This is a genomic window from Segetibacter sp. 3557_3 (genome assembly GCF_004354985.1).
Lineage (GTDB): Bacteria > Bacteroidota > Bacteroidia > Chitinophagales > Chitinophagaceae > Segetibacter.
This window is the reverse complement of record NZ_SMSK01000014.1, coordinates 80538-107381: the sequence shown is the minus strand read 5'-3', so window position 1 is coordinate 107381 and position 26844 is coordinate 80538. Positions and strand designations below refer to the sequence as shown.

The 26844-nt window shown below is 46.3% G+C and carries 17 protein-coding genes; 9 read left to right on the top strand and 8 right to left on the bottom strand.

All coding sequences use genetic code 11. The annotated features are described in order from the left end of the window. Positions 1-212 precede the first annotated feature (212 nt). A complete protein-coding gene (locus EXU57_RS18440) occupies positions 213-1424 on the bottom strand; it encodes a DUF763 domain-containing protein (protein ID WP_133269715.1) in 1212 nt (403 codons plus the stop codon). A gap of 138 nt (positions 1425-1562) precedes the next feature. On the opposite strand from EXU57_RS18440, the gene EXU57_RS18435 reads away from it, so the two are divergent. Further along, on the top strand, positions 1563-2276 hold the full coding sequence (locus EXU57_RS18435) for a DUF421 domain-containing protein (protein WP_207955526.1): 714 nt from the start codon (positions 1563-1565) through the stop codon (positions 2274-2276). 427 nt (positions 2277-2703) lie between these two features. Here EXU57_RS18435 and EXU57_RS18430 read toward each other — a convergent pair whose 3' ends face one another. Continuing rightward, positions 2704-2952, bottom strand: coding sequence for a hypothetical protein (locus EXU57_RS18430; protein WP_207955525.1), 249 nt, complete (start codon positions 2950-2952; stop codon positions 2704-2706). Between the two features lie 221 nt (positions 2953-3173). Then, positions 3174-5231, bottom strand: a complete 2058-nt coding sequence (gene ligD / locus EXU57_RS18425; RefSeq protein ID WP_133269714.1) for a DNA ligase D — start codon at positions 5229-5231, stop codon at positions 3174-3176. A 217-nt stretch (positions 5232-5448) separates the two neighbouring features. Here ligD and EXU57_RS18420 point away from each other — a divergent pair, with 217 nt between their 5' ends. From EXU57_RS18420 to EXU57_RS18410, 3 genes are all read left to right on the top strand, one after another. Then, complete coding sequence (locus EXU57_RS18420) at positions 5449-5886, top strand: hypothetical protein (protein WP_133269713.1); 438 nt, start codon at positions 5449-5451, stop codon at positions 5884-5886. Positions 5887-6049: 163 nt separating this feature from the next. Beyond that, positions 6050-7702 (top strand): Na+/H+ antiporter, encoded by a 1653-nt coding sequence (locus EXU57_RS18415; protein WP_133269712.1) that lies wholly within the window; start codon positions 6050-6052, stop codon positions 7700-7702. Positions 7703-8132: 430 nt separating this feature from the next. Then, positions 8133-12299 (top strand): gliding motility-associated C-terminal domain-containing protein, encoded by a 4167-nt coding sequence (locus EXU57_RS18410; RefSeq protein ID WP_133269711.1) that lies wholly within the window; start codon positions 8133-8135, stop codon positions 12297-12299. A gap of 205 nt (positions 12300-12504) precedes the next feature. Here EXU57_RS18410 and EXU57_RS18405 read toward each other — a convergent pair whose 3' ends face one another. From EXU57_RS18405 to EXU57_RS18395, 3 genes are all read right to left on the bottom strand, one after another. Continuing rightward, entirely contained in the window at positions 12505-13353 is an 849-nt protein-coding gene (locus EXU57_RS18405) for an alpha/beta hydrolase (RefSeq protein WP_133269710.1), read from the bottom strand. A gap of 29 nt (positions 13354-13382) precedes the next feature. Next, positions 13383-14171 carry an alpha/beta hydrolase gene (locus EXU57_RS18400; protein WP_207955524.1) on the bottom strand — a complete coding sequence of 263 codons (789 nt, stop codon included), beginning with the start codon at positions 14169-14171 and terminating at the stop codon, positions 13383-13385. 337 nt (positions 14172-14508) lie between these two features. Then, a complete protein-coding gene (locus EXU57_RS18395; RefSeq protein ID WP_133269708.1) occupies positions 14509-16527 on the bottom strand; it encodes a KUP/HAK/KT family potassium transporter in 2019 nt (672 codons plus the stop codon). 217 nt (positions 16528-16744) lie between these two features. On the opposite strand from EXU57_RS18395, the gene EXU57_RS18390 reads away from it, so the two are divergent. The 4 genes from EXU57_RS18390 to purQ all read left to right on the top strand — a co-directional run bounded on the left by EXU57_RS18390 (position 16745) and on the right by purQ (position 21549). Then, on the top strand, positions 16745-18262 hold the full coding sequence (locus EXU57_RS18390) for a hypothetical protein (protein WP_133269707.1): 1518 nt from the start codon (positions 16745-16747) through the stop codon (positions 18260-18262). A gap of 19 nt (positions 18263-18281) precedes the next feature. Continuing rightward, positions 18282-19268 (top strand): hypothetical protein, encoded by a 987-nt coding sequence (locus EXU57_RS18385; protein ID WP_133269706.1) that lies wholly within the window; start codon positions 18282-18284, stop codon positions 19266-19268. A 305-nt stretch (positions 19269-19573) separates the two neighbouring features. Further along, positions 19574-20755 carry a DNA adenine methylase gene (locus EXU57_RS18380; RefSeq protein WP_133269705.1) on the top strand — a complete coding sequence of 394 codons (1182 nt, stop codon included), beginning with the start codon at positions 19574-19576 and terminating at the stop codon, positions 20753-20755. Between the two features lie 134 nt (positions 20756-20889). Further along, the gene (purQ, locus tag EXU57_RS18375) at positions 20890-21549 is read left to right on the top strand and encodes a phosphoribosylformylglycinamidine synthase subunit PurQ (RefSeq protein ID WP_133269704.1); all 660 of its coding nucleotides are present in this window, start codon (positions 20890-20892) and stop codon (positions 21547-21549) included. Positions 21550-21643: 94 nt separating this feature from the next. Here purQ and EXU57_RS18370 read toward each other — a convergent pair whose 3' ends face one another. Both EXU57_RS18370 and EXU57_RS18365 read right to left on the bottom strand, forming a co-directional pair. Next, on the bottom strand, positions 21644-22225 hold the full coding sequence (locus EXU57_RS18370) for an RNA polymerase sigma factor (protein ID WP_133269703.1): 582 nt from the start codon (positions 22223-22225) through the stop codon (positions 21644-21646). Between the two features lie 650 nt (positions 22226-22875). Next, complete coding sequence (locus EXU57_RS18365) at positions 22876-23460, bottom strand: RNA polymerase sigma factor (protein WP_133269702.1); 585 nt, start codon at positions 23458-23460, stop codon at positions 22876-22878. 445 nt (positions 23461-23905) lie between these two features. On the opposite strand from EXU57_RS18365, the gene uvrA reads away from it, so the two are divergent. Next, positions 23906-26830, top strand: a complete 2925-nt coding sequence (uvrA, locus tag EXU57_RS18360) for an excinuclease ABC subunit UvrA (protein WP_133269701.1) — start codon at positions 23906-23908, stop codon at positions 26828-26830. Positions 26831-26844 lie beyond the last annotated feature (14 nt).

The following is a 26844-nucleotide window of genomic DNA, read 5'->3' as shown; positions in this document are numbered from 1 at the left end:
CATTTGCCTGCTTCAGAGATCTCAACACAATAGTTTTGTCGCCATTCAGGATGGCTTTAAAAAAATTGTATTTTAGAAGTGCTTCCCAGTTAGCTATTTGCTGCGCATTATCCGTGTTCGCTTTTTACTTGCAAAACGGTAGCTTCAGACCTGTGGGAATAGATGGATGTGAACACAAACACATTGTAGAATATAAAAACATTTACCCCGGATTAGAATAAGCGTAGCTGAACACCTTTCGCTTTAGCCGGCGGCTTTGCTTCGCCAAAAACGGTTCTGCCCCCGTATTTCCAACTGTCGGCGCGTTCTTTTTCGACCAACTCGTCAAACTTGTCGTTTGGTACAAAATCCTTTTCGGCTTTTGCCGCAAGCTCATGCAATTTCTTTATTGCTTCCTGCTTATCGGTCTGACCAATTTTTGATCGTTCTACGGCGTGGCGAAGGGTAGAAATGGTTTCATCGTAAACTTTAATGGGCACGGGAAAAGGATGCCCGTCTTTTCCGCCATGTGCAAAAGCAAACCTTGCAGGATCCTTAAACCTCGACGGGGTACCGTGTATAACCTCACTTACAAGAGCCAGCGATTGCATTGTTCGGGGTCCAACACCTTCGAGCAGCATAAGCGATTCGAAATCCTTCGGTTGTTTTTCATGTGCGAGCCAGAGTATACTGCCAAGGCGTTTCAGGTCAACGTCCTCGCTTCTTATATCGTGATGCCCCGGCATTATCAATTGCTGAAGTTCAGGTATAAACAATTCCGGCTTTTCCCTGGTAAGGGCAACGATAGCACTGCGGGCAGGACCGGCTCCATGTGCGGTCATGTTTAAGATATTGCCCTGGTTGATCCCGCATATGGCCGTATGCGGTTCTTCTACAAAAGACTGCAAACCGGCGGAGTGCCAGTGATAACGGCGTGCGGTTTTATTGCCGGTGTGCATTCCCTGTTGCACCACCGTCCACTCACCGGTATCTGCAACAATAAAGTTGTGGGTATACAACTGGAAGCCATCCTGTATGGCAGTATTATCCACCTTCGCACTCAGTTTACTGCAGCGTACAAGTTCAAGGCCATTTAGGCCGGTTTGTTCAGCTACGGACAACAGTTCAGCAGGTGCCTGTTTCGAATGCCTGCCTTTTCCGCCGCAAACAAAAATGCCTAGTTCGCGTGCATGTGGATTGATTGCTTTTTTCAGCGCACCCATTACTGAGGTGGTAATCCCCGATGAGTGCCAGTCCATGCCCATCACAGCGCCGAGTGCCTGGAACCAGAAAGGATCACTTAATCGCCTTAACATTTCGTGTTTACCGTATTCGGTAATCACCGACTCTGTAATAGCAAGGCCGAGTTTTGCCATTCGTTCGGCGAGCCATAACGGCACATAGCCGTAATGCAGGGGGAGATTAGCAGAGCCGGACCGTTTCATTGTTTACAAATCTACCACAGGTTGACCAACGCAAAAAACTAAATGGGCGTTGGCTATAACTCTTTGTGCGTCTGCGCCTTCGGTGTAATCATCAAAACAATAAACCTACTTTTGTGATTTACCGCTTAACTGGTTCATATGACTCTCCTGCAAGCATCACAAAAAATGTTCGATTGGAAGCACCTGCTGCTGGGTGAAGCTGAATGGACGTTTTTGTTTGAAACCGTGCTCAGAACATTTGTGATGTTTATAGTTGTTCTTGTAGCTTTAAGGTTGCTGGGTAAACGAGGGGTTAAACAGCTGTCGGTGTTTGAGCTCGTGGTAATCATTGGCCTTGGTTCAGCCGCAGGCGACCCGATGTTTTACCAGGATGTTGGTTTACTACCCGCTATCATTGTATTTATCCTGGTCATATCATTGTACACCTTTGTCACTTACTTAGTGGGCAAGAGTAAAGGGTTTGAAAACCTGGTTGAAGGCAAGCCGGTTTGCCTGATCAGGGATGGAAGATTTGCCATCGACAACTTCAAAAAAGAGGCGCTTGCACAAGACGAATTTTTTGCAGAGCTCCGCCTGAAAAATGTATCTCAACTTGGTCAGGTACAGGAGGCGATCATCGAAACCTCCGGACAAATCAGTGTTTTCTACTTCGACGAAAAAGAGGTGCGATTCGGGCTTCCCATCATGCCCGGCACGCTTGAAAAAGATGCAGTGGAGATTACAGAACCGGGTAAATATGCGTGCACCTTTTGTGGGTATACAGAAGACCTTAAACCCGCCGCACAACATAAGTGCCCCTCGTGTGAGCACAACCTTTGGATAAAAGCGAGCAATCAACGGCGTGTTGTTTAGGCTACTTCTGTACTCCCGGTCCCGGTTGCGGTTAAAACTGAATAGTCTCAATATAACAGCTATTGTTATGACACTACTATATGAGATAACCGTTCAGTGGATTACACCCAGTCAAAGATTTGCTGGAACGAATTTGAGCGTGCTAAAATGAGGGAATACAATTCTGATAAGGATCTGCTCATAACGATATACCTGCATAGTCACACGAGCCTTCCAACCATCCTGCAGAGGACAACTGGATGAATAGCTGCAAAGCGGATGAAGCAAAACTTAGTTCTGCATGCACGGACGTGCTTAAAATTTTTAACTAAGGTTGTTAATGAAAACCTGCCGCTTTTTCAACTCACCCGTGAGTGGATGATCCTCAACTTCCACCATTTCAATTAAATCTTAAGGGCAGCCTTGCCATCCATCCGGGAAAGTTTCATTATTCGGGAACACAATTCGGTACTTCCTTTCCTTTCTTTTGTTTCATACCAACCTGTGTGTAACCATCCCAACAAGGATCGCTTTTTGCTGCTGCTTTTTTCGTTGCCGCTTTCTTGGTGGCGGTTTTCTTTGGTGCTGCCTTTTTAGCGGCTGCTTTTTTTGGTGCTGCTTTTTTGGGAGAAGATTTTTTGGCGGCTGCTTTCTTTGTAGCCGTTTTCTTTGGTGCTGCTTTTTTCGCTGTTGCCATAGCTATCGTTTATTTCATCTCAACACTTACTGCTGAAGATGGTTCATAAAGAAAATGGTTTTTCGGAATATGGTATAGCAATTTATATTGCAGGAACCTGGCGCTGCTTAGCGCGATACAAGTAAAAGTGAGTGACACCCGTCCGAACGGAGTTCATTCGGGCGGGCAACGATGCCTGGTAAAGAACCAAATGCCGGTCACCAAAAGAAAGAACAACTGCTCTATAAGGACTCCAGCTTTTTGATTACTTTGTTGAGGTCGACACCCTTACCAAGAACTCCCTTGAAGATGTCCCCTTGTTCCTTTAGCCGGGCAACAGCGTTAAAGATGGTAAAGTCTTTTATGGAAAGCCCTTTCTTCACCTCGTCCCAGTGAAGCGGCATTGAAACAGTCGCACCTGGCTTTGGGCGTAAAGAATACGGGCCGGCTACGGTTGCCTGTGGGCGGTTCTGCAAAAAGTCGATGTACATTTTTCCACCGCGATCGCTGATCTTTCGTTCGATGCTGGTAAACGTTGGAAGTTCACGATGGATGATCTTTGCAAGTGCCCGGCCAAATTCCTTCGAGGCCTCGTAATCGTACTTCGCACCAAATGGAATATAAATGTGCAACCCTGTTGATCCGGAAGTTTTAGGGTAGCCGGTGACACCAATTGCATCAAGTAATTTCTTTGTAACGCAGGCTGTTTCTACAACCTGATCGAACGTGTTTTTATCAGGGTCAAGGTCGATGATACACCAGTCTGGGTTATCGGGAGTCTGCACCTTACTGCTCCACGGATTAATTTCTATACAACCCAGGGAGGCCACATATAACAGGCTTGCCTCGTCGGTAATAACCGCAAATTCCTTATCACGTCCATCGGCATAGCTGTGATAAGGAAACGTTTCTATCCAGTCCGGTGCTTTTCCTTTTACGTCTTTTTGGTAAAATGCTTCGCCATGGATGCCATGCGGGAAACGATAAAGCGTTTGGGGTTTGTCTTTTACATAAGGTAGTATAAACGGCGCGACCTGGTAGTAATAATTGAGCATGTCGCGTTTACTTACATTGTCCTCTGGCCAGTATAGCTTGCTGAGGTTTGTAAACTTCAGATCATGTCCCTGTATATTTCTCACCTGTGTTTCGTCGGTTGGATTCAGCAGGGTCTTGCGTTCCTTTTTTCCAGGGGAAGAAATCACCTTCTTTTCAACTAATGCGTTCTCAGTCTTTGGTGTAAGTTTCTTTCCCGCAGCTTCGACCGGTGCAGGAGCAGCTATTGCGGGTGCTTCCCAGCTGATGTCTTTTGCATTTTTATCTTCACGAACCCCTTTGAAAGAAGGGTGCCGGATGGCACCATCACGGGTTTTCTCGCGGTAGCTGATTTCGCAGACAACTTCGGGCTTTACCCAGGTAACCTCAGCTTTTGGTGGATTTGGTCTGAACCGGGATGGTTTGTTGTATTCGGGTTGTGTTCTAAACGGGCAATCTTTAATGATCAGGGGTTTGAACCTTTCGACCAGTTCGGCTTGTAGTTTATTGGTATACCCTGTACCAACCGTTCCAATAAATTCAAATGAGCCGTTGATGTATAAGCCAAGCAGGAGGGCGCTAAAGAGTTTGCTGGTATTTTCATTTTTGGTGTAGCCACCAATCACAGCTTCCTGCCGCTTTTCGGTTTTGATCTTTAGCCAGTCGTGGGTACGCCGGTCTGGTACGTACAAGCTGGTTGCCCGTTTGGCCATGATTCCTTCAAGACCCATCTTGTCGGCTAATGCGAAAAAGTCGCTACCCGATGCCTCAAAGTTTTCACTAAGCTTAATAAGGGAGTCAGCAGGCACAATTGCCCTTAAGATTTCACGCCGTTCGAGCAGTGGGAGGTCTAGCAACGACACCCCTTCAAGCCAAAGTACATCAAACAAGTAGTAAGCGAGGTGCCCATCGGCTTCGCTGCGCCAGCCCTGCAGGTCGCTGAAATCGGGTACCCCTTTATCATTTACCACTACGATCTCACCATCTAGTACTGCACGGATGTTCCAGTTCTTAACCGCGTCGAACACGGGATAAAACTTTTCGTTAAACGATTTATTATTGCGGCTTCTGACTTCCGTTACCTCCCCGTTCCGATACGCAAGTGCACGATAGCCATCCCATTTCACCTCATAAAACCAACCTTCATCGTCAAAAGGCTTATCCACAAGTGTCGCCAGCATAGGTTTTACATCTGTGGGAAAAGGCAGGGCGGTACCTTTTTTCAGGATTGCCTTAATGCTTCCCGGGAGAGTGTTACCATTGTTCATATGGTGATTTGTATGCACTTATAGATGTATAAATCATGCCAGCAACACCTTCCACCCTGGTGAAAAGACCCCCCGGAGTTTACAAAGCACCTGTAGAAAAAGCTTTTTACCGCTGATCATGAATTTCGACCGTTAACGGTAAAGCAATGTACTATGTTTCGCATAGTAGTTAGCTTTGACGTGTAATCAATTAAAACAAGTACTAAAATAATCAATCATGAAAAAGATCTTAATCGCCACCTTAGTTTCTGTAATGTTTATCTCTTCTGCATTTGCAAAGAAAGTTTCTGTAGTAAATAGCCAGGCCCTCAGAAGTTTCCGGAGCGACTTCGCCGGAGCAACAAACGTAAAATGGACATCCATGGATACGTATTCATGGGTTAGTTTTTCAATGAAAAACGAGCAGGTCAGGGCTTATTACGACACTGATGGTAGTCTTATCGGCACCGGTAAATCCATACAAATGGACCAATTGCCAACTGCTTCAAAAAGGGCTTTTGCAAAAAGGTACAGCGACTACAACGTTAACGAGATAATGGAGTTTACTGCTGAATATGAAACTGCTTACTTTATTTCAGCTACCAACGAAAAAGAAACCGTGATATTAAAACTTGAAGCAGCCGGTATCTCAAGGATGAAGAACAGTAAATTCTAATTAGTTGATATATGAGCCTTAAAGCTCCCCGATGGGAGCTTTTTGTGTTTTTACACGTTAAATATATGCTGCACAGCAAGATTGTTTCGTAAAGTTATGCCGCAGAACATTTTACTTAGGTGGGGGTAAGTTTCACATAGCTGCGGGGAGTATCTTTATCATTATGCAGGAGATCTTTGGCATAGTCATATTTATCCTGGCAATTTTGATCGCGCTTTCAGTGGTGGCGGATAAAATCAGGTTGCCTTACCCCATCCTGCTGGTACTATGTGGTCTCGTAGTTGGTTTTACACCATTTCTTCCCGACCTCGCGCTTGATCCGGATGTGGCTATCTATGTTTTTTTGCCACCGATATTGTATGATGCCGCTTTCAAAACATCGTGGCATGATTTCAAAAAAGAAATCCGGCCCATTTCAACTCTGGCAGTAACCCTGGTGTTCTTCACAACCGTTGCTGTCGCCGTAGCTGCACATTATACTATTCCCGGTTTTAGCTGGCCCGCTGCTTTCATTCTTGGCGCTATCGTTTCACCGCCAGATGCGGTAGCAGCTACCAGCATAACTAAAGGTCTCGGTTTAAACCGCCGGGTCATTACGATCATCGAAGGAGAGAGCCTCGTGAATGATGCTTCTGCCCTAATCGCCTACCGGTATGCCGTTGGAGCACTTAGCGGAACCTTTGTTCTCTGGAGGGCAGGTCTTGAATTTATTCTTGTTGCGATCGGCGGGATTGCAGTTGGTGTGGCTGTAGGATTTTTGCTTGTTTTTGCCCACAAGAAAATCAAGGAACATGCGGTAGCCGAAACAAGTCTCAGCCTGGTATCCCCGTTTATTGCTTATTTCCTTGCAGAACGCGTGCACGCCTCGGGAGTGCTTTCAGTAGTTACAGCCGGTTTGATGGTAGCCTGGCGTTCAAGAGAAGTGTTTTCCTACGAAACACGCCTGCAGGCTTCGGTAGTTTGGGAGACCCTTATTTTTCTGTTAAACGGGCTGGTATTTATCCTGATTGGTTTACAACTTCCGCTGATTACCCGCCAGCTTGGCGAGTCGGAGTTGTTCCGACTGGTGGGCTATGGATTGATCATCGGGGTCGTAACCATAGCTATCCGTATCGTATGGGTTTTTGCCGGGGCCTACCACCAATCGATCTTCAGAAAGCGGAAACCAACTTTTCCCTACGAGAAAGCAGAAGAAGTATCGTGGAAAAACGTTTTTATCGTAGCATGGACTGGTACAAGAGGTGTTGTTAGCCTTGCCACGGCGCTTGGTTTGCCAATCATCTTACCGGGCGGTGCCACCTTTCCACAGCGAAACGCCATCCTGTTGCTAACCTTTGTTGTCATCCTGCTAACCCTGGTTGTTCAGGGTTTAACCCTTCCCCTGCTCATAAAGGGCCTCCGCATAAAACCCGAAGAAAATAAGCAGCAGAAAGAAGAGGATAACCTGGAACTGACGCTTACAAAAAAGGTGTTGATTTTTATCGAAGAAAATTTTCCCGGCCAGTTCGAATCCAAAGTCGTCGACAAAATCAGGAAGCGTTATCGCACCGATCTAAACATCCTGCAGAAAAAAGACAGCCGCAGTGGTAAAGAAAAACAGGAAACCGCAGCACAGCATCTATACCATACCCAGGTGAGGATGGCACAGCTTGCAGTATTAAAATACGAACGGGATCTGCTGATCCAGTATCATAAGGATGGAACCTTTAATGATGAGGCCATTGCAAAGGCGGTAAAAGAACTCGATATCGAAGAGATGCGCCTACAGGGGCTTATCCAAAAGGCTGAGGAGGTGAGAAGTTTCCTCATGCCGTAAGCATAGGCTCACCGGCATGGTCGGTACATAGTTGTTCCTTCAATATAGCCGTGCTGCAACTCCAACTGAGCTTCGGCGCTTCACGAGCTTTTAATCAACCAGGAAGTTGAAAGGTTCTTCAAAGATGAGATCGACCGGGTGTAACGGTTATCCCGGCGAAATCGGTAACAGCAAGGCCGCTTACTAAACTTTAATCCGGCTGCAACTTATTACCGATAGGCAGCGCTCATGTATATGATCAATTATTACGGTTTGTTTAGCCGGAAGTGTATATTTATTCTGTCGATCAAGGAATTGGTCGATAAAAGTTAGTTTGTGCCTCAATATTCTTTTTGATACCTCCCCGGATCTGCATTCTAATAAACGACCACCTAAATACGTTTTAAGTACCCTTAAGTCGCAGTAACCTGTGTTCAAATTCGGGAGGAAAATGAAATATTTATACCTGTGTTTTCTCAGCTGCTGTTTGCTTTTTTCGTCTGGCTTGAAAGCACAAACGGATACGGCATTTTGGTTTGCAGCACCGGAGATTGCAAATGCTGTGTACGCGGGTGTCACCCTTGACAGGCCAATTGTAATGAACCTGATCAGCTACGAAAAGCCGGCAACCATTACCATCTCACAGCCCGCAGTAGGCGGTATGCCTACACAAATCTATAACCTTCCTGCAAACTCAACCCGCTCCGTCGACCTCACCACCTGGATCGATAGAATAGAAACCCGCCCAGCAAATGCTATTGTCAATAGCGGGTTAAAGATCACTTCAACCGCCCGGATTTCGGCTTACTACGAAGTGAATGCAGGCAGCTTTAATCCTGATGTATTCACGCTTAAGGCACGCAACGCACTCGGCACCGACTTCTGGATATCATCCCAGTTCAACTATGGCAATCACCCGGCTTACAGTCCATTGCCATACTCTTCATTTAACATCATTGCCTCTGAGGACAATACCACGGTAACCATTACGCCATCCAACCCCATCGTCGGTCACCCCGCAAACACGACTTTCCAGGTTGTGCTCAATAAAGGGCAATGTTATGCTGCCGTGGCTACGGGTCAGGCAGGCTTTCAACACCTTCAGGGCTCACATGTAACCAGCAATAAGCCCGTTGCAATAACCCTTAGCGACGACGAAGTTTATACCCCGGCCAATGGATTTTGTGCCGACATTATTGGCGACCAGACTGTGCCGGTAAATATCCTTGGAACTGAATACATCGCGCTAAAAGGTGACCTGAACTTCCCCGACGACCAACTGTACATTATGGCGGTAGAAGATGGCACCACCATAAGAAAGGACGGGGTAACTGTTGCAACCCTGAGCAAGGGTATGACCTACCTCTCATCACTTCAAAACTTTAGCACCTTCATATCTTCAGATAAGCCGGTTTATGTTTACCAGCTAACCGGAATTGGTTGTGAACTGGGCTCTGCTATCCTGCCCCGCCTGAAATGCAATGGCAGTACGCGCATCTCCTTTAAGAGAACATCTGCCGAAAACCTGTACATCACCTTGATCGTGGAACAGGGTGGGCAGGGCGACTTCTTGTTGAATGGAATGCCCGGCATTATCAAGTCAAGCGACTTTTCTGTAGTGCCGGGAAGTTCCGGCCAGTGGCTTGCTGCAAAAGTTTTAGTATCACTGGCAGATGTACCAACAGGCAGTATCGTTCAGGTAAACAATACGAGTCACGTATTCCATCTTGGATTTCTGCAGGGTGGCAGTTCTTTTTCAGGTACCTCTTTTGGTTACTTTAGCGACTTTGCCCAGCTTACAGCAATCGCCCGAAGCAATGATGACACCTTATGCATTGGCTCGAACCTGCTGCTGTACACAGATACGGTAATTGGCGCAACCTACCAGTGGTCGGGTCCAAACAATTTATTGATCAACCGCCCACGGGTTGAAATCAACAATGCCTTGCCCATTCATAGCGGAACTTACATCCTCAAAGCAACCATACCTGGCTGTATAGAAGTAATTGACTCGCTTAAAGTGCAGGTTTACGACAAAACCTATACAACAGTTGATACCAGCATCTGTCTTGGTCAGGCCATCGCAGGCCATAACACCAGCGGCACTTTTGTCGACACCTATGTGGGATCAAAAGGTTGCGACAGCATCCGAACCTTAAACCTGGTCGTGAGGCCGAGGATAACCACTACAATTAATCAAAGTATCTGCGCGGGCAGCAGCTATTTGGGCTACACCCAGGCAGGAACCTATACCAACAACTTTACAACAGGATCCGGTTGCGACAGCAGCCGGACACTGATCCTCTCTGTTGTTGATCGCATCCGGAGAACCGTTGATACAACCATTTGTTTTGGCCAGGGTATTTCCGGCTATACCAGCAGCGGAACTTATATCGACACCCTGCGATCGGCCAGTGGCTGCGACAGCATCCGAACCTTAAACCTGGTCGTGAGACCGAGGATAACCACTACAATTAATCAAAGTATCTGCGCGGGCAGCAGCTATTTGGGCTACACCCAGGCAGGAACCTATACCAACAACTTTACAACAGGATCCGGTTGCGACAGCAGCCGGACACTGATCCTCTCTGTTGTTGATCGCATCCGGAGAACCGTTGACACAACCATTTGTTTTGGCCAGGGTATTTCCGGCTATACCAGCAGCGGAACTTATATCGACACCCTGCGCTCGGTGAGTGGCTGCGACAGCATCCGTACCTTAAACCTGGTCGTCAGGCCTAGGATAACGAGTACGATCAGTCAAAGTATTTGCGCGGGCAGCAGTTATTTGGGCTATACCCAGGCAGGAACCTATACCAACAACTTTACAACAGCATCTGGTTGCGACAGCAGCCGCACACTGATCCTATCCGTTGTTGACCGCATCCGAAGAACCATTGACACAACCATTTGTTTTGGCCAGGGTATCGCGGGCTATACCAGCAGCGGAACCTATTCCGACACCCTGCGATCGTCGAGTGGCTGCGACAGCATCCGAACCTTAAACCTGGTCGTCAGGCCCAGGATAACCAGCACGATTAATCAGAGTATTTGCGCTGGCGGCAGTTATCTTGGCTACACCCAGGCAGGAACTTATATCAACAATTTTACAACAGGATCAGGTTGCGACAGCAGCCGCACACTGATCCTATCCGTTGTTGACCGCATCCGGAGAACCATTGACACAACCATTTGTTTTGGCCAGGGTATAGCGGGCTATACCAGCAGCGGAACCTATACCGACACCCTGCGATCGTCGAGTGGCTGCGACAGCATCCGAACCTTAAACCTGGTCGTCAGGCCCAGGATAACCAGCACGATTAATCAGAGTATTTGCGCTGGCGGCAGTTATCTTGGCTACACCCAGGCAGGAACCTATACCAACAACTTTACAACAGCATCGGGTTGCGACAGCAGCCGCACACTGATCCTCTCCGTTGTGGACCGCATCCGGCGAACCGTTGATACAACCATTTGTTTTGGCCAGGGTATTGGGGGCTATACCAGCAGCGGAACCTATGTCGATACCCTGCGCTCGGCGAGTGGCTGCGACAGCATTCGCACCTTAAACCTGGTCGTCAGGCCCAGGATAACCAGCACGATCACTCAAAGTATTTGCGCGGGCGGCAGTTACCTGGGCTACACCCAGGCAGGAACCTATACCAACAACTTTACAACAGCATCGGGTTGCGACAGCAGCCGCACATTGATCCTCTCCGTTGTTGACCGCATCCGGAGAACCGTTGACACAACCATTTGTTTTGGTCAAGGTGTTTCGGGATATACCAGTAGCGGAACATATATCGACACCCTGCGATCAGCCAGTGGCTGCGACAGCATCCGAACCCTAAACCTGGTCGTCAGGCCACGGATAACCAGCATTATTAATCAAAGTATTTGCGCTGGCAGCAGTTATCTCGGCTACACCCAGGCAGGAACCTATACCAACAACTTTACAACAGCATCCGGTTGCGACAGCAGCCGCACACTTATACTATCGGTTCGTCAACAGGTACAAACAACTATTGATACCACCATTTGCGAGGGGCAGTCCTACGCCGGGTATTCCACAGTCGGAACTTATGTAGATCGTTTTTCTGCTGTTGGTGGATGTGACTCAACCAGAACGCTTCGGTTATCCGTCCTGCGGCTGCCCAAACCGCAGCTGCAAACCGGGCAAACCATATGTCCGGGCGATACGCTTATGCTCGATCCCGGAAGCTTCAGCGGCTATCAATGGCAGGATGGCTCCGCTGCGCGCCAGTACCTGGTTACAAAACCCGGAAGCTATAGCGTTGTGGTAAGCAGTTTATGCGGTCCGGCCAGTGCTGCTGTGGTGGTGTCTGCCGGTATCTGCGGCTACTATTTTCCATCTGCTTTTACCCCCAATAACGATGGTAAAAACGACGAATTCCGGATCATCAATCCTCCGCAATTGAAATCATACCGGCTCGTTATTTACAATCGGTGGGGTGCAAAAATCTTTGAGACCGCCGATTACAAAAAAGGTTGGAATGGTTTGTACAACGGGGTACAGGCCGATTCCGGTACCTACGTATGGTTTTGCGAACTTCCGGATAAACGTATGTTAAAGGGCACTATCACGCTTATCAGGTAGCCCTGTACCGGCAAAATGGCCATTGCAATCCGGGCAACCGACTCTGGGACAATGCAAGAGAGCTGCATGCAGTTAAACGATCCGAACCCGCTTTTTTTCTTTTTGGGACGAGCATTTGGTTAAGGGTCGGCTTTACTTGCCACGCTCGCTTGTACGGTTTGATCCATTGATCGGCGGAGCTCTACTTGTAAACCGCCTGTCCCGATTACAAACTGAGCAAACTATCTATTTTGTTACGCATCAGGGGATGGCTATTCAGGTTGTTATGGGTGCCTTGCGGAATAGTAATAAACGCATCACCTTTCTTAAGTTTTTCCTGCAGTCGCTTTGCATTGCTAAAAGGTATCACGCTATCGTCGGTGCCATGAAAGATGGTGATCGGTGCAGTTACCTTTTCGAGGAAGCGATAGGTAGGAATGGTGTACTTGATCATCCAACGTGTGGGGTACATCCAAAAGTAGGTGTCTGCCATCGAAAGCATGCTGTAATAGGGGGTCTCAAGTACCAGGTGTTTGCAATCCCTCACCGAAGCGAGTTGGGCTGCAAAGCCTGAGCCTAAAGATTTGCCAAACAGGATGATACTGTCGGGAGCCACCTGTTTGCGTGCAAGGTTGTAGGCCACCAACGACCAGGCGTAAACCAATTCTTCTGAAAATTTGCCCGTGCTTTTTCCGAACCCCGGATAGTCCATCATCCATACTTCATACCCATGCCTGCTCAATGGTTCAACAAAGCCGGCGTATCGTTTAATGTTGTTGCGGTTGCCATGAAAGTATAGGATAATGCCTTTGAACGTGCTGCCGGTATGACTGAACTTTACCAGGTTGATATTGACATGCTCATCGTAATAAATATTTAGCTCCTCAAAGGGGTTCGTAAAGGTATACTTCTCGCTGTTAGGTACGACTTCGGGGTGCAGTACAAAATAGTCCTGGAGATAATATATCGCAATGCCGATGAGGCAATACACAATTATGAAGACTTTTATCCAGCCAAAAAGCCTTCGCGAACGTGGCTTCCGAACTGTAGTTAACACGCGGTCATCATTATTCATATCGAACCATTAATTCAGCAAATGTTCCCTCAGGGACTTAGTATATCCCTGATGAAATTGTGGTACTCGGGAAAGGTAGGAAGATTATTGTGGCCTCCCCCATGAATTCGGATCAGGGTTATTTTGTTTGGGTTAATCCTTTGTAATTGTTCACTGTGCCTGATCGGTATCAGCCAGTCTTTGGTGCCATGAATGATGTAGGTATGACAGTTTACTTTCCGGATCCACCGGTCAGTACGAAGCTGGTACCGCAGGATTAGCCGGTGGGGGAGGAAGGGGAGAAACCGCTCGACAACCTTTATGAAATTGTAAAATGGCGCATCGAGGATCAGGTAGCGGGGTTGGTTGTCGCTCGCAACCTTGGCTGCAAAACCGCTTCCCAAACTCCTGCCGTATACAATAATATGCTTTTCGCCATACTGCTGCTGTAAGGTCTCGTACACAACCTGCATATCATTCAACATGTCACGTTCATTTCGCTTGCCGGTGCTTTTGCCAAACCCCCGGTAGTCCACCAATACAACATCGTAGTTATAGCGAAAGAAGTCGATGGCATATTTACCCCAGCCCTTGATGCTCCTGGTGTTCCCATGAAAATACAGGATCAGTCCATCCGGTTTCTCCCGGTAAAAGTGCAGCCCATTAATTCTTACACCTGGCACAATATCGATAAACAACTCCCTGAAAGGCGTATTGTACTTATAGGCAAAGTCGGCAGCCAGCTTCTCGGGTTTAAAAATGAGCCTTTCCTGTACCAGCACATACACGACGATCACCAGCGCATAAACCAACAGGAAGTAGAGTAAGGTGGTGTTCAAAGCGATATATTGATGAGGGTTGACTTCCCTAAGCTATGCATAAACAACGACCCATAAAAGCATTGTACAAGTTGGTACACCAGCTAAACGTAAATGGGCAAACTACTCCTCTGCCAAGCTTCGTAATTGTTTCAGCTAATCGACAGGCTTAGCTGGAGCTCTGGTGTAAGTGAGAGAGCGGTTTGGACGAATGTAATTATTAAGGAATTGCATCCGGGTGTGAAGGTCCTGGCCAGCTTATGGTTTGGTGTTTGTCAAATACAGGACTACTTCGGCGGGACAAAAAAAATCACCGGTCTTGATGGGCCGGTGATAGTATTAGTGTCTGGAAAGCCTTTTAACCTTCCGGATAGTCCGTTTCTTCGTCTTCGTCCTCGTTTGAACGGAGCATAATTCGTTTAAGCTTCAGCGATGTTACTGGTGCAACAATCAAGGGAAACTTTTCAACAATAACGTTGCTCGGGTCGAGGCCAAAACCACGTTCTTCGCTTAGGCTAATCTCTTTTATGAAGAAGTGGATCTTCATCATGATCTTCTCAAGAAAGGGCAACTCATTATCCTGGCTCAGGTACTTCTCCATCACGATAAACTGGAAGTCGCCCGTAACATTGTTTCGTTCAAGGCTTTCGTACCTGCTGGTAATGTTTACCTCTTTGTTAGCTACCAGGTCGGCAACCACCTTCCTGAACATCAGGTTAATCCTTTGCTCCACTTTAAAACCAAGCCGGAACTCTATCCGGATGATATCATTCGGAATAATGTGATCAACACTGTACTCCGCAGTATAGGGATCGTCCAATACGTCTACGTGTACAAACCAATAGATGTCTGCGCGTTTTGGTTTCTTATTTAATATTGAGTAAATGATCTTGTGTTCAATCTCGTTGGGATTGTTGGCACTGGTCATATAAACCAGGTGGGTTGCATACTTGGGGATTGACTTGTCATTGCTCAGTTCCTGGATCTGCGGTATATAGTGCTCAAGCCGTACAAATTCAATGTACCGGTTTTTGATCTTTCTGGACCTGTACCATACATACATGATCACAAACATGAACATTGCGACCAACATCGTGATATAACCACCATGGGTAAACTTTTGCAACAGGGCGGTGAGGTATACCACTTCAATCAGGAAATAACTGATTAGAAACAGGTAAATCCAGCCCGCACGTATCCGGTGAATAACCATGTAATTCGCATACAAAACCGTCGTAGCAAGCATGGTGATGATGATCGCCAGCCCATATGCTGCTTCCATGCTTGACGACTTTTTGAAATACAAAACCACGATGACACAGCCCACAAACATGAGGGTATTGATGCCGGGTATAAAAAGTTGTCCCTTTGCTTCGGTTGGGTAACGGATCTTCAACTTCGGCCATAAGTTAAGGCGCATGGCTTCACTAATCAGGGTAAAAGAGCCGGAAACCATTGCCTGGCTGGCAATAATGGCTGCCGTAGTTGCGATCAATACCCCGATCAGCACAAACCATTGCGGCATGATGTCGTAAAATGCGTTGATGTTGAGCGCCGCTTTAGTTTCTTCGGTTACAGTTATGCCCAACCTGTGCGCAAGCAAATAGGAGCCTTGCCCAAGATAGTTTAGCAAAAGGCAACACTTTACAAAGATCCACGACATGCGGATGTTTGCCCGTCCGCAATGGCCGAGGTCGCTGTAGAGTGCTTCTGCCCCGGTTGTACAAAGGAAAACTGCCCCAAGCAGCCAAAAGCCACCAGGGTATACAGCCAGGAACTGAACCGCGTAGTAGGGATTAAAAGCTTTGAAAATCGACAGGTCGTCCATCACATGGGAGGCGCCCAGCACCGCCAGCATCGAAAACCAAACCAGCATGATGGGACCAAACATTCTGCCGATGCTTGCGGTGCCAAATTGTTGCATAAAGAAAAAAGCCACCAGGATCCCCAATACGATCACAACAATCGTGTTGGTTTCTATATCGTGTAGTACCGGTATTTTCCGTAATCCCTCAATGGCCGAGGTAATGGAGATCGGAGGGGTGATTATTCCGTCCGCTAAAAGGGCGGCACCCCCGATCATGGCTGGCAACACCAGCCATTTCTTTCGTCGTCGAACAAGTGCGTACAAGGCAAAGGTGCCTCCTTCGCCGTTGTTATCCGCCCTGAGAATCAGGATAACGTACTTGATGGTGGTTTGTAAGGTGATCGTCCAGATAATACAAGACAGGCTGCCGAGCACCAGCTGTTCGGTAATCGTTCGTTCAGAAATGATTGCATTAAATACATAAAGAGGAGAAGTCCCGATATCCCCGTAAATAATGCCCAACGCAATAAGTAATCCTGCCGCGCTAACCTTGTTAATTTGCTTGCCCACAAATATGGTATTGTTAATCAAAAGAAGTACAACAAATGTATAAGTAAAAACGCTGTAAAATGATAACGCATTTCAAGAATGCTGGCGTAGGGTTACCAGCTGGTTCCTGCTGTAAACTTCACCCGGAACCAGTCGCATGCAGGTTGTTAATTAAGGGAAAATTAGCGGATCCACAGTTTCACAAATCTTACATTTGTTCACTTAATCTTTTTTTTAAATGAACAAATTATTCCTGGTTGTTATTGCCATCATCTTATCCGGGACGTCCATAGGTCAACGGGTCATTTATTCTGAACCAGACAAAGATGACCTTAAGCAAACCCGGTTCGAAATCGTTGGAAAAATTGGTAGCAATATTTTAATTTATAAGGAACTCCGCGATAATCACTCTATGAGCATTTACGATGCTTCAATGAAGCAGATCGAAAGGCTCAAGCTGGATTTTCTGCCGGACAAACTCATCAATACCGACTTTATCGCGTACCCCGATTTCTGTTACATGTTCTACCAGTATCAAAAGAGGAACGTTGTGTATTGCATGGCGGCAAAGCTCGACGGAAACGGTAAAAAAATTGGCGATCCGATACAGCTGGATACCACTCAGATTACCTTCTTTGCAAGCAACAAGCTTTATTCGGTAATCCATAGCGACGATAAGCAGCAGATCCAGATTTTCAAGATCAACAACAAAAATGACCGCAACCACCTGTTAACCACATCCTTGTTCAATAAGGAACTTGCACTGCAGTACAAGCATTACATGAGCATCCCAATGCCAGACAGGAACGATATCCTTACGGAATTTTATGTTGATAACGATGGTAATCTTGTTTTTACCCGCGCCGTGCAAACAGGGCAATCCGATAACATTCAGAAATTATTCTTTATGACAAAGGAGCGTGCTAGCGATCAGTACGTAGAAAGGGAGATCAAGCTTAACAACCACTATCTCGACGACGTTCGTATTAAAGTAGACAACTACAACAAGCGGTATATCATTACTTCCTTGTACAGTAAAAGCAGGCAGGGAAACATCGACGGCCTTCATGTAAGCATCTGGGATCGTCCAAGCTCAAGCCTGAATGTTTCGAAGGGTATTCCTTTTGACGAAAACCTCCGTAACGAGGCAAAAGGCCAAAACGGAATGCGTACGGCTTTCAATGATTACTTTCTGCGCAACCTGATTGTAACAAAAGACGGTGGATTTTTGCTCGCGGCCGAGTCTTTCTACACCACGGGAAGAGCTGGTAATTTCAACAGATGGGGTTCTCCCTTCGGCTCTCCATTCCTAAGAGGAATGAATTACTACTCATTCACCCCGTACTATTATGCTTATCCATGGTCGAGCTGGAACAATTACGGCTATAATCAGTATAACAGGTACCACGCTGAGAACGTAGTAGTATTCTCATTTGATAGCAGTGCTAAAATGAATTGGAGCAATGTGATCATCAAAGACCAGTACGACGATGACGTAGACCTTTTTATCGGCTATCAACTGGTGAATACCGGCGACCAGCTCCACTTCCTGTTCAATAAGCAGGAAAAGCGGCTCCAGCTGCTTTCCGATCAAAGCATATCTCCTGAGGGCCAACTCACCCGGGTGCCAACCTTAAAGAACCTCGACAAAGGCTTTGACTTTATGCCGCGTTTAGGTAAACAAATCAGTAACCGTCAAATCGTATTTCCCTGTATGTACCGGAATTATCTTTGTTTTGCAAAATTAGAACTTTAGATAATTAGCCCCGTACACAGTGGTTGCACTCTTTAAAGACCGTTCACCGGCAAATGTCATCTGGCTCATCATTTTGAGTATTGTGGTTCACAGTCATTTTGTGTTTAGTCCACCACAGGTGCAGGCACGCGATCCCGACGGCTTGATTTCGGTCTTTTTGCTCCGCTACCTTAGCGATGCAAGTGACCTGTTTTTGATTTTAGTGTACCATACAATTGTTGTTGTACAGGCGCTGAGACTGAATTATCTCTTTAACGATCAACGGATGTTTACCCGTAATAACTTCATTACGGCAATGGTGTACATTATGCTTACCGGTTTACTGCCTGAGTGGAGCAACATCACCCCGGTACTCATTATTAATACCTTACTCATTTGGTTATTTGTAAAGCTGGTCCGGTTGTACAATCATCCAAATCCTAAAACCCTGCTTTTTAATACCGGGCTCATCATTGGCCTTTCGGTGCTGTTGTACCATCCATCCGTACTATTGGTACTGGTGGTAATATTTGCTTTGCTGGTGGTGCGTCCATTTAACCTGCCGGAACTGTTGGTGATGGTAATGGGTGTGCTTTCGCCCTTTTACTTTTTCGCCGTGTACCTTTTTCTTAATGACGAGTTCCCCTTATTTTATCGGAACCTGCCCCGGTGGTCGTTAAACCTGCCTGCTGTGGAGAACCCGCGAATGCTGCTGGTTACTGCAGTATTGTTGTTGTTGATGTTAGGTGTCGGTCTGTTTCACTGGCAGGGTCGAACCCGGCGTATGCTGATACACGTGCGGAAAAACTGGGGAGTTTTGTTGGTGATGCTGGTGGTTACCCTGCCGTTACCCTTCATCAGCATATATGAGGACCTCGACGGTTTGATGCTCTGGTTGATACCTGCAAGTCCGTTTATTGCCGAAGGTTTTCTCGGTCCCAAGAAGAACACCTTTCCCAATGCCATATTCTGGACCCTGCTGGTGCTTATTGGGGTAAATAATTGGGGTTTCCTCATCCGGCGCTAGTCTCTGCGGTTTACATTTACTGTTTATCGCAGGCGGGGTCTGCCTTTCCTTTAATCCCACGGTCAGGCACGCTATTCTGAAACTCACTCCTTGTTTCTGCTATAGATAAACTGCCGATTTCACTTTGTTTTACATCACCGGCCATAACCAGCTCCCGATAATCATTCAAATAGGTTATGTTCAACCATTGGCCATTACTTTGTACGCGTGGTGATGTCCATACAATTCCGGGGTAATTTTATGGTTTAAACCCAGGTTAGTACAGCCGACACTCAGGAGTTTCAAAGGGTAAATTCTTTTAAGCAATGGTTACAATCGATTCTGCAGATCCATCTAATGTCCCCGGGCTTTTTACAGCACAACGGCTTTACCCCCTACTTAAATGGGCCGGGGGAAAAGAACAGGAGTTGAAATATATTTTGCCAAACCTGCCTGCCAGCTATACCAATTATTATGAACCGTTTGTAGGTGGTGGAGCTGTATATACCGCCATACAGGCAAGCGGTTATTATGTCAACGACAGGTCAGGGGAACTCATTAGTGTTTACAGGTCGATCACAGATGATCAAAGAACGGTTTTCTTTCAGTCGCTTGACGATATGGTTGCGGGCTGGGATCAGCTCACAAACCTCGCAACAGCCAACCGTGAATATTTTATCACCGTCTACCGACAGTTTAGCGCTGACTGTATAACTGATGAACAGGTGGAAAGCGAGCTTGTTGGTTTTATAGAACAAAACAGGCCCATTCTGGACAGTCTCTTTTCCTCGGCGATTTCGTTTAGAAAGGAACATTTCATAACTGAATTGAATAAGAATCTCGTTAGAAAGATTAAACGCGTTAAGCTGATCGAAAAAGGTAAGGGACCACTGCCGGATGAGGACGTACTGGGCAATATGGAAACGGCGATGAAAAGTGCATATTACATGCAAATCCGGTACATCTATAACCACGTACAAGCATTTGCAGCAGCTCCGGGTGTTGCTGCAGCCCTTTTCTTATTCATTCGCAACTATGCTTACAGCGGAATGTTCAGGTATAATGGGAAGGGTGGATTTAACGTGCCGTATGGTGGGATGGAGTACAACCGGAAGAACTTCTCCAGGAAAATAGATTACCTGCGTTCAGCTGCACTCCGGAACCGGCTGGAAAACACAACAATTGAGAACCTCGATTTTGAATCGTTTTTTCAAAAATGGCCGCCCGGGCAAGATGATTTTATTTTCCTGGATCCTCCGTACGATAGTGAGTTCAGTACTTATGCCGGTAATGAATTTACGCGCGACGACCAGGCGAGACTAGCAGATTACCTGCTCAGGGATTGCAAGGCAAAATGGATGCTGATCATCAAAAACACCGATTTTGTATATAAGCTATACCACGACAAAGGGTTAAACATGTCAATGTTCGAAAAAAAATACCTGGTAAGCTTTATGAACCGAAATAACCGTAAAGCTGAACACTTATTAATTTCAAATTATTCTTGAGCCTTTTTCGCACTTCCCGGCTTGAATGAAAGGTTGAAAAGGCGCTGTCTCCTGATTTGTTGTTAGTTTTACGCCCGGCAAACGAGGGCAGGTATACTCCTCGCCAGCTTATCACTAATAGAATAGCCTACATTATGAAGTATGGTATAGTTGTTTTTCCAGGCTCCAATTGCGATCGCGATATGCAGGACGCATTGCAGCACGACATGAACAAAGAAGTTGTTATGCTCTGGCATAAAGACAAAGACCTGAGTATGTTCTCAACCGACGATTGTATTGTGTTGCCAGGTGGTTTCTCATTCGGCGACTACCTGCGTTGCGGAGCCATTGCGCGTTTTAGCCCTATGATGCAGAGTGTCATCCAGTTTGCAAACCAGGGTGGTAAAGTGCTGGGCGTTTGTAACGGCTTTCAAATTCTTTGTGAGAGCGGGCTTTTGCCAGGCGGACTTCTTGGAAACGCCAGCAGAAAATTTGTTTGTAAAAACGTACACATCCGCACAGCAGATGGCGATCCGCTTCAAATTCCGGTGGCCCATGGCGACGGACGTTACTTTGCTTCCCTGGACGTACTTGACGAACTCGAGAATGGAGGACAGATTGTATTCAGGTATTGCCACCAAAATGGCAAGATGGAAGAGTTGTCCAATCCGAACGGAGCGCTTCGAAGCATTGCAGGTATCCGGAACGCTGAAGGGAATGTTTTTGGTATGATGCCTCATCCCGAACGTGCTACATCTCCGCTGTTGGGTAATACCGATGGATTGAAGGTGTTTAAGCTGCTCGGATTAAACTGATCTTGTTCCAAAAAGACATAAATGTAAAAAGCCCCGTTTGGGGCTTTTTAGTTGGGGAGTAGAATTATCGGGTAGGATTACGTTTAGTGTTTTATTATAAGGCGATCTGTTGTTCAGTCAGCATTTTACGAAGGTTGATCAATCCGTAGCGCATGCGACCCAGTGCTGTATTAATGCTGCAATTGGTCATTTCGGCAATTTCTTTAAAACTCAGGTCTGCGTAATGGCGTAAAACAATTACTTCTCTTTGTTCCTCGGGCAACATATCGAGCATCTTGCGAACGCGCTCATGCGATTGTCCCTGCATCATCCTGGTTTCTGCGCTTTCCTCCGACAAATTGATTACCTCGAAAATGTCTCTTTCATCACTGGTTTTGATTGTTGGCGTACGTTTTACTTTGCGAAAATGATCAACACAAAGGTTATGGGCGATACGCATGGCCCATGGTAAAAACTTTCCTTCCTCCGTATACCTATTCTTACGGATTGTTTCAATAATCTTAATGAAGACATCCTGGAACAGGTCCTCAGCCAGGAATTTGTCTTTGACTAAAAACAGGATAGATGAAAAAATCTTGTCTTTGTACCGGCTGATCAGGATTTCTAATGCCTGTGTGTCGCCGTCCTGGAACGCGTGAACAAGTTGAGTGTCGGTGGCTTGGGAAAGTGTTTTCATAAAATGTTTTTGAATTAATTGGAAATAGTATAGGATGGTTGGATATTCATGTGACCTCACTTCTAAACAAAAACTCTTCTAGCCTAAAATTGTGTTTGAACTTGTTTTTATTTTCTTGGCTGGGAAGTTTCTCGTTTGTAGATGATTGTTACTATGATGACACAAAGCAACGTTAAATAATCGGCTGCATATAGTTCAAATGGTTGCATGAATACCCTTAACGGTCACAATGTGCCGGTTTAAAAAATTTTATTTCCAAACACCATTGAGAGCTTTTTACGCAGTCAGCGCCTGTATATGCCACCTTTTTGGGTCTTCTTGCAGTATTGATCGCAGTTGTAACGTAAATAAGTGGCTTGTGACGGCCTGAAAGGACACTTTCGGGAATTATTGACCTTTTAAACTCCCGGTTATCGCTGCGAAACGCAATGTCGAAGGGGTGCTCCAGGAAATCAAATTGGGTTACCGGAATGCTTCAAAGAGGTAAAACAGTGTTCCCGCAAAGGGGTTGAAGCAATAAAGGGGTTGGCAAACAAGAAAGCCTCCGGATTAGCGGAGGCTTTCTGTTAATGGCTGTTCCAGGAATGGTTACCTGTTGTTAGCCGGGTAGACTTTTGATCCGGAACTGCTACAGGCAATCCCGTGAGATATTATAACGAGGCCGTTGGATTTTCCGGGAACATCTTTCGCATGTTTATCAGGCCATACCGCATCCTGCCGAGCGCGGTGTTCACACTGCAGTTGGTCATATCGGCAATCTCCTTGAAACTTAAGTCGCCATAATGCCTTAGCACGAGAACCTCTCTTTGCTCTTTTGGAAGGGTGTCAAGATTGTCGCGAACCTGGTCGTACAATTCAGCTTGCATTACCTTAACATCTGAAGCTCTTTCAAACAGGTTTACCATTTCAAAAGCGTCACGGTCGTCCCCGATCCTGACAAAGGGAGAGTGCCTGATTTTCCTGAAGTGATCAATACAGAGGTTATGCGCAATACGCATTACCCATGGCAGAAACTTGCCATCTTCGATATACCGGTTTTTCCGGAGGGTATCAATAACCCTGATGAACACGTCCTGGAAAATGTCTTCAGCGAGGTATTTATCTTTAACAAGGTATAGTATCGATGTAAATATTTTGTTTTTATAGCGTAATACCAGCACTTCTAACGCACGGCTATTTCCATCGCGAAACAGGTGAATCAGTTGCGTATCCGACGCATGTTGAATCGGTTTCATAATGATGAAGATTTAATAAAGTTAGTTAGATAGAATTAGCGCAATAAAAACGAGTTGGAAACCCTGAAAATAGTTAAGTCGAAGTCTGCTATAGGCGCTTGATAAGTGGAGTTGATGCGGGAATGAAAATAAATTAACTTTTTTACAATCGGAACGATGAAACAAAATTTTAACACTGTTACATAGGTACTTATTTCGCTCTTTAATGCTTGTAAGCCTCAAAGCCCGTCGTTAACATGAAATTTAGCACCGATCGGTAATGGCAGCAATTATGCCACGAGTGGCGTATTTAGCATTCTTAACAACTTTGTTAAACAGAACGTTCCAAAGTTGTATTACTGCCATTCTTAAGAAATTAACAATGCTTATTTGTAATCCTTAAAAGTTATTGTTTAGCAATGGTCACAACCATTAAGGCGGGAATGTGTTTATTTTGCTAATAATTATGGCAAAAAAGACAGTAGCACAGGTGTTAGACAAGCCTGCCGGGCGAACATTTTCAAATGATTCGATCCTGGTAAAGGGAGCGCGGGTGCACAATCTTAAAAATGTTACGGTTGAATTTCCCCGCAATAAATTTATCGTTGTAACAGGAGTGTCCGGCTCCGGAAAATCATCACTTACCATAGACACGTTGTTTGCAGAAGGGCAACGCCGTTATGCAGAGAGCCTCAGTGCTTACGCGCGCCAGTTTATGGCCCGCATGAATAAACCCGATGTAGATTTTATTAAAGGTCTTTGTCCTGCCATTGCCATAGAACAAAAGGTAATTACACGCACGCCGAGGAGTACCGTAGGCAGTATGACCGAGATGTATGATTACCTGAGGTTGCTGTTTGCAAGAGCCGGTCATACGATTTCGCCAATTAGCGGGAGAGAGGTAAAGAAAGACGACGTTGCCGATGTGATTGCATTGATCAAAGAACTTCCGGAAGGTAGCAAGGTTCATATGCTTGCCACCTTTAAACAGCACGCAAACCGGCAGGTCCGGGAAGAGTTGAACATTCTGTTGCAGAAAGGTTTCAGCCGGATGTACACACTAAGTGGCGACGTTGCTGCAGGAAGGCTGGAGCGAAAGCTTTCAGGAAGCGGAACTGTAGTACGTATCGAAGATCTGTTAGAGATGACTGACGAAGACCTTGTAACAGCTGTCGGCAATTCAGCTATACAAACCGGTAAAAAGAAGATTGCAACAGCTTCAACATATATTCTTGTGGATCGCTTGGTGGTTAAGGAATTTGACGAGGACGATACCCATCGGATGTCGGATAGTATCGGTACAGCCTTTTATGAAGGTGAGGGCGATATGTTCCTTGAGATCGACGGCGAGCGGCTGGTGAACTTCAGTAATCGCTTTGAGTTGGACGGGATCGTGTTTGAAGAACCTGTGCCCAACTTGTTTTCCTTTAATAATCCATTTGGTGCCTGCCCTACCTGCGAAGGTTTTGGCCAGGTCCTGGGTATTGATGCCGACCTGGTGATCCCCGATAAGCGGCTTAGCATTTACGAGGGTGCAGTTGCACCCTGGAAGGGAGAAAAGATGGGTTTGTGGAAAGAAAACTTCATTAGGGCAGCGAAACATTTCAATTTTCCCGTGCATACGCCGGTAGCTGATTTAACTAAAGACCAGTATGATGTGCTTTGGAAGGGTAACAACCATGCTAATGGCATTAACGACTTTTTCAAAGAAGTAGAACAGAACCTGTACAAAGTACAATACAGGGTGATGCTTAGCAGGTACAGGGGTAGAACAATTTGCCCCGAGTGCGAAGGATACCGGTTAAGGAAAGAGGCGCTCTATGTTAAGGTTGGAGGTAAAAACGTTGGTGAACTTTGCGAGTTGCCGGTGAAAGATCTTGCAGTATGGTTCGGTAATCTTGAACTTAGTGAGTACGACCGGCAGGTATCAAAACGAATACTTATAGAACTTAACCATCGTATTAAAACCCTGCTCGACGTTGGGCTTGGCTACCTTACGCTAAACAGGCTTGCGAACTCCCTGAGTGGAGGTGAAAGCCAGCGTATACAACTTACCCGTAGCCTTGGAAGTAATCTTACCAATTCCCTGTATATACTCGATGAACCATCCATAGGCTTACACTCGCGCGATACGGAGCGATTAATAAAAGTGCTCAAAGAACTTCGCGACTTGGGCAATACGGTTGTAGTTGTTGAACACGACGAACTCATGATGCGCGAGGCCGACTACATCATTGACATGGGACCCTTTGCAAGTCACCTCGGGGGCGAAGTGGTGGCCTTCGGAAACTACGAGGAGTTAACCCGCAATCCCGAAAGCCTTACCGGCAAGTACCTCACGGGCGAATTCTCTATTGAGGTGCCCAAGGTTATCCGCAAATGGAACCGGAGCATAACCGTAGAAGGCGCCCGGCAGAATAACCTGAAAGACATCACCGTTGAATTTCCCTTGAACCTTTTGTGCGTAGTAAGCGGTGTTAGCGGCAGTGGTAAAACAACACTCATCAAACAAGTGCTCGTTCCCGCATTAAAGAAATTAAAAGGAGAGTTTGCTGAGAAGGTGGGCTTTCACCGGCTGTTAACCGGTGACCTGGAATACATTACCCAGATAGAGATGGTTGATCAAAACCCGATAGGTAAGTCGTCCCGGAGTAACCCCGTTACCTATATAAAGGCCTATGATGAAATACGGGACCTGTATGCCCGGCAACCCCTTTCGAAAATGCGGGGCTTTCAGCCAAAGCATTTTTCGTTTAATGTTGATGGCGGCCGTTGCGATGCCTGCAAGGGTGAAGGCGAGCAGGTTGTAGAAATGCAATTTCTTGCTGACGTACACCTGCAGTGCGAAGTATGTAATGGCAAGCGGTTTAAAGAAGAAGTGCTGGAGGTAACTTATAAGATGACGGGGATTTACGACGTGCTACAGATGAGCGTCGACGAAGCCGTAGCTTTCTTTTCGGCAACAGAAGGCGGCAGTAAAGAAGCACTCTCAATCGCCAAAGCGATACAGCCTTTACAGGATGTTGGATTGGGATACATTAAATTGGGACAAAGCAGCGATACCCTTAGCGGTGGTGAGGCGCAACGCGTGAAACTGGCCAGCTTCCTTGGCCGGGGCAAGGGTAACGGACACATCCTGTTTATTTTTGATGAACCAACTACCGGCTTACATTTCCACGACATTAAAAAACTGCTGACCTCTTTCAACGCCCTCATTGAACAGGGGCATTCCATTATTGTAATTGAACACAATACAGACGTTATAAAAAGCGCAGACTGGGTAATCGACCTTGGACCGGAAGCGGGTGACGAAGGTGGCAACCTGGTTTACAGTGGTGTGCCGGCTGGGCTCAGCGAGGTTAAGGAAAGCTACACCGGCAGGTTTTTGTAATAAGCTATGTCAAT